This window comes from Kangiella sp. (assembly GCF_014762745.1).
In the GTDB taxonomy this organism is placed as follows: domain Bacteria; phylum Pseudomonadota; class Gammaproteobacteria; order Enterobacterales; family Kangiellaceae; genus Kangiella.
Genome location: NZ_JABURJ010000130.1, coordinates 1 through 5475 on the forward strand (window position 1 = coordinate 1; position 5475 = coordinate 5475).

Here is a 5475-nt window from a genome sequence, read left to right on the forward strand (position 1 = left end):
GTCAGGCCTTGTTGTTATTGCTAAAAAAAAGAGTAGATTAACAAGTGTGCAAGGGAGGCACGCAAGGAAATCTAACCGAAGGATATGGTGACACAAGGAAGTAGCAGGGAGCACCTAAGGGGCATGAGGCCTACTGAAAATGGGCGGTTTATCCGCCCTTTTTCTTTGCTCTTTATTCTCGTTTATCGTTCAGTTGGATACTGATTCATTAAGAGACATTTTTTATACGGGCCGGGCTTTCTGTCAAGCGTTGTTTCACAGAAGTTTTGCTCTAGCCACCCCCATTATCTATAGTCCGCTTAAATAGACTTAGCCACCCATTTCCACTATAATGTGCGGAATTTGCCAAAATTTCACCAAGTAAACAATTTGCTGGACTCATAATTCTGAGCCCAAATTTTTTGCGCCCTAAAAAAATGGAGGTTTCTTTGTTAGAACAAGAGTCTCAACAGCTGCTAAGACCCGCCCAGCAGCCCGCCATTTTAGTTCTTGAAGATGGTAGTGTTTTTCATGGAGTTTCAATCGGTTACGAAGGACATGCAGTAGGTGAGGTGGTTTTTAATACCGCCATGACAGGATATCAGGAAATATTGACTGACCCTTCCTACGCTAAGCAGATGGTAACCCTCACTTATCCTCACATCGGTAACACCGGTGCTAATTCCGAAGATGTTGAATCGACCAATATTTGGGCTGAAGCATTAATTATTCGAGACCTTCCTTTATTACACAGCAATTATCGCAGCGAAGAGTCGTTATCTGACTATTTGAAGCGCCATAAGAAAGTTGCCATCGCAGATATTGATACGCGCCGTTTGACGCGTATCTTGCGTGACAAAGGTGCTTTGAGTGGTTGTATCATTGCGGGTGAAGCGCCGGATGCGGATAAAGCGCTGGAGCTGGCTAAAGAGTTCCCGGGCTTGAAAGGAATGGATTTGGCTAAAGTGGTTTCCACCAAAGAAACTTATCAATGGCAAGACAGCACCTGGTCTTTGGAAGAAGGCTACGGCAAGCTCAAAGAAGCCAAGTTCAAAGTCGTCGCTTATGACTTTGGTGCTAAGCACAATATTTTGAGAATGCTGGTTGAGCGTGGTTGTGACTTAACGGTTGTGCCAGCACAGACTCCTGCCAGCGAAGTTCTGGCGATGAATCCTGATGGTGTTTTCCTATCCAACGGCCCGGGCGACCCAGAGCCATGTGATTATGCCATTAAAGCAATTCAGGAAATCCTGGAAACCAATATTCCAGTATTCGGTATCTGTCTTGGTCATCAGTTGCTGGCTCTGGCCAGCGGCGGCAAGACTGCCAAAATGAAATTTGGCCATCACGGTGCAAACCATCCGGTACAAAATGTTGAAGATGGCACGGTTATGATTACCAGCCAGAACCACGGTTTTGCGGCAGATGAAAAGTCGCTCCCTGATAACCTAAAAGCAACTCATCGTTCCCTATTCGATGGCACCCTGCAGGGTATCAAGCGTACGGATAAGCCTGCATTTAGCTTCCAGGGGCACCCTGAAGCAAGTCCCGGTCCACACGATGCTGCACCATTGTTCGACCACTTCATTGAATTGATGGAACAACACAAAGCCTAGGAGACGATTGAGACATGCCAAAACGTACTGATATAGAAAGTATTCTGATTTTAGGCGCTGGCCCAATCATTATTGGCCAGGCCTGTGAATTCGACTATTCCGGCGCACAGGCCTGTAAGGCTTTGCGTGAAGAGGGTTACCGAGTCATTCTTGTGAACTCTAACCCTGCAACCATTATGACTGACCCGAATATGGCGGATGTCACTTACATTGAGCCGATTCAATGGGAAGTGGTTGCGAAAATTATTGAGAAAGAAAAGCCTGACGCGATTCTACCAACCATGGGTGGTCAGACTGCATTGAACTGTGCCCTGGATCTGGCTTCACGCGGTGTGTTAGAAATCCACGGCGTGGAAATGATCGGTGCAACGCGCGAAGCCATCGACAAAGCAGAAGACCGTGAGCTGTTTGCTAAAGCGATGTCAAAAATTGGCCTTGACCAGCCGCGTCAGCAGGTTGCACACAGCTTGAAAGACGCCTGGGAAGTGCAGAAAGAAGTTGGCTTCCCCTGTATTATCCGTCCTTCCTTTACCATGGGCGGTACCGGTGGCGGTATCGCGTATAACAAAGAAGAGTTTGAAGAAATCTGTTTGCGTGGATTGGATTTGTCGCCAACCAATGAGCTGTTGATTGATGAATCATTAATCGGTTGGAAAGAGTATGAGATGGAGGTTGTTCGCGACAAGAACGATAACTGCATCATCATCTGTTCCATTGAGAACTTTGATCCAATGGGCGTTCATACTGGTGATTCAATTACTGTAGCGCCTGCACAGACATTGACTGATAAAGAATATCAGCGCATGCGTGATGCATCGCTTGCGGTATTGCGTGAAATTGGCGTTGAAACCGGTGGCTCGAACGTTCAGTTCGCGATTAATCCAGAAAATGGTCGTATGACCATCATTGAGATGAACCCACGTGTATCGCGCTCATCGGCATTAGCTTCAAAAGCAACAGGCTTCCCGATTGCAAAAGTCGCTGCGAAACTGGCGGTTGGTTACACGCTTGACGAACTGCAAAACGAAATTACGGGTGGTAAAACCCCTGCTTCGTTCGAGCCAAGTATTGATTATGTTGTTACCAAGATCCCACGTTTCAATTTTGAAAAATTCCCAAATGTAGATAAGACCTTAACCACTCAGATGAAATCTGTTGGTGAGGTGATGGCGATTGGTCGTAACTTCCAGGAGTCACTGCAAAAAGCTTTGCGTGGTCTTGAAGTGGGTTCGGCTGGCTTTGAGCCTAAGCTTGCTGAAGATGATGACAACTGGATTGATACTCTGCGTCAAAATTTAAGAGTGCCTGGTTCGGATCGAATTTGGTACATCGGTGATGCCTTCCGCAAGGGCTGGTCGCTGGATGAAGTGTTTGAACTGACTGGAATTGACAAATGGTTCCTGATTCAAATCCAGGAAATTATTCAAATAGAACAAAGCTTACAAGGCAAATCATTCTCTGATCTGAATGCAGATTTGATGCGTCAGATTAAGCGTAAAGGATTCGCCGATCAAAGATTAGCCGATATTTTCGCCACGAGCGAAAAAGAAATTCGTAAACTGCGTAAAGAGCTGGGCGTATTGCCTGTCTTTAAGCGAGTTGATACCTGTGCGGCTGAGTTTGCAACTAGCACGGCGTACATGTATTCAACATATGAAGAAGAGTGTGAAGCGAACCCAACGGATCGTGAAAAGATCATGATTCTGGGTGGTGGTCCAAACCGTATCGGTCAAGGTATCGAGTTTGACTACTGTTGTGTGCATGCGGCATTCGCCATGCGCGATGACGGTTACGAAACCATCATGGTTAACTGTAACCCAGAAACAGTTTCAACCGATTATGATACGTCCGATCGCTTATACTTCGAACCGTTAACGCTGGAAGATGTATTGGCAATTGTTGATATCGAAAAGCCAAAAGGCGTGATTGTTCATTACGGCGGACAGACACCATTGAAATTGGCACGTGATCTGGAAGCTGCCGGTGTACCGATTATTGGTACTTCGCCTGACGCGATTGACCGTGCGGAAGACCGTGAGCGTTTCCAACGCGCGATTAACCGCTTAGGCTTGTTGCAGCCACCAAACCGTACCGCGCGTAACATGGAAGAGGGTGTGCGTTTAGCCGAAGAAATTGGTTATCCATTGGTGGTTCGTCCTTCTTACGTACTGGGCGGACGTGCGATGGAAATTGTTTATAACGAAGAAGAACTGCGTCGTTACATGAATGATGCAGTGAGTGTTTCCAACGAGTCGCCAGTATTGTTGGATCGCTTCCTTGATGATGCGATTGAGGTGGATGTTGATGCTATCTTTGACGGCGAAAACATTCTGATTGGCGGCATTATGGAGCACATTGAGCAAGCGGGTGTTCACTCGGGCGACTCGGCGTGTTCCATTCCTCCATTTAGCCTGAGCAAAGAAGTACAGGATGAGCTACGCCGCCAAATGCTAGTAATGGCTAAAGAACTTAAAGTTCGCGGCTTGATGAATGCTCAGTTTGCTATTCAGGGTGAAAAGATCTTCATTCTTGAAGTGAATCCACGTGCATCGCGTACGGTACCATTTGTATCCAAAGCAACGGGCACGCCAATGGCGAAGGTAGCAGCATCAGTAATGGCAGGTAAAACGCTCGCTGAAACTGGGTATACCAAAGAAATTATTCCACGCTATTTCTCGGTGAAAGAGCCAGTCTTCCCATTCAATAAATTCCCGGGCTCCGATCCTATTCTTGGGCCAGAGATGAAATCAACCGGTGAAGCTATGGGTGTCGGAAAAACATTCGGTGATGCTTTCTACAAGGCTAAACTGGGTGGCGGCCAGGCAGTTCCTGATTCCGGCCAGGTTATCATCAGCGTTCGTGAAGCGGATAGAAATGGCTTGGCTGCGGTTGCCCGTTCTTTGGCAGATCAAGGTTTTGAACTCTTGGCTACCGGCGGCACCGCAAGAGCTATTCGTGAAGCAGGTATTCCATGTCAGCGCATCAACAAGATGTTTGAAGGTCGTCCGCATATTGTTGACTACATCAAGAACGGTGAGGTGGATTACATTATTAATACCACTGAGGGTAAGCAGGCAATTGCTGATTCATTCCTGATTCGTCGTAGTGCCTTACAATATAAGGTTCCTTATACGACGACTCTGGCAGGCGCGGTCGCGTCCTGCGCAGCTATGAAAGAGAATGGTCGCAGCCAGATTTATTCAGTGCAAGAACTACATAAACAGGTTGATGAACGATGAATCGAGTTCCTATGACAGTTGAAGGCGCAGAAGCGCTACAGGCTGAATTAAATGAGCTGAAAAAAGTGAAAAGGCCGCAGGTAGTTGCGGCCATTGCTGAAGCCCGTGAGCATGGTGATCTGAAAGAAAATGCAGAGTATCACGCAGCGCGCGAACAGCAGGGTTTTATCGAAGGTCGTATTCAGGAAATTGAAGCGAAGCTTTCAAATGCCCAGATTGTTGATGTTAAGAAAATGACCAACAATGGTAAGGTGATCTTTGGTTCAACCGTTATCCTAATCAACTTAGATGATAACAACGCCGATGAAGTTCAATATAAAATCGTTGGCGACGACGAAGCGGATATTAAGCAAAATAAATTGTCAGTTAATTCACCAATTGCTCGTGGGTTGATTGGCAAGGAAGAAGGCGATATTGCAAATATTCAAACTCCAAAAGGCAGTGTTGAATATGAAATCGCTGAGGTTTTGTATATTTAATTCCATAGAACTACATTCTTGTAGTTCTAAGAAAAGTTCTGTCGGGATAGCAACGGTGGTTCCTTCCGTTGCTTACCTCGTTAACGGTAGACTTTAACATTCCTTTAGGGGCTGATCCAGATAACTATAATTTAGTATTATCTGGAAATGAAGAAAAGTAAA

At 46.1% G+C, this 5475-nt stretch carries 3 protein-coding genes; all 3 read left to right on the forward strand.

Annotated elements, in window-relative coordinates:
- The first annotated feature begins 416 nt into the window (after positions 1–416).
- Genes carA through greA form a run of 3 tightly spaced genes read left to right on the forward strand, consistent with a single transcriptional unit; the run spans position 417 to position 5313 of the window.
- Positions 417–1595, forward strand: a complete 1179-nt coding sequence (gene carA / locus HUJ19_RS11385; RefSeq protein ID WP_367274013.1) for a glutamine-hydrolyzing carbamoyl-phosphate synthase small subunit — start codon at positions 417–419, stop codon at positions 1593–1595.
- A 14-nt stretch (positions 1596–1609) separates the two neighbouring features.
- The gene (carB, locus tag HUJ19_RS11390) at positions 1610–4834 is read left to right on the forward strand and encodes a carbamoyl-phosphate synthase large subunit (RefSeq protein WP_290624322.1); all 3225 of its coding nucleotides are present in this window, start codon (positions 1610–1612) and stop codon (positions 4832–4834) included.
- Complete coding sequence (greA, locus tag HUJ19_RS11395) at positions 4831–5313, forward strand: transcription elongation factor GreA (protein WP_106647568.1); 483 nt, start codon at positions 4831–4833, stop codon at positions 5311–5313. The genes carB and greA overlap by 4 nt, the downstream gene beginning before the upstream one ends.
- Positions 5314–5475 lie beyond the last annotated feature (162 nt).

Bases quoted from the DNA above. Each gene is read 5' to 3' on its own strand.
- carA (WP_367274013.1), top strand. From the start codon at position 417: ATGGAGGTTTCTTTGTTAGAACAAGAGTCTCAACAGCTGCTAAGACCC.
- carB (WP_290624322.1), top strand. From the start codon at position 1,610: ATGCCAAAACGTACTGATATAGAAAGTATTCTGATTTTAGGCGCTGGC.
- greA (WP_106647568.1), top strand. From the start codon at position 4,831: ATGAATCGAGTTCCTATGACAGTTGAAGGCGCAGAAGCGCTACAGGCT.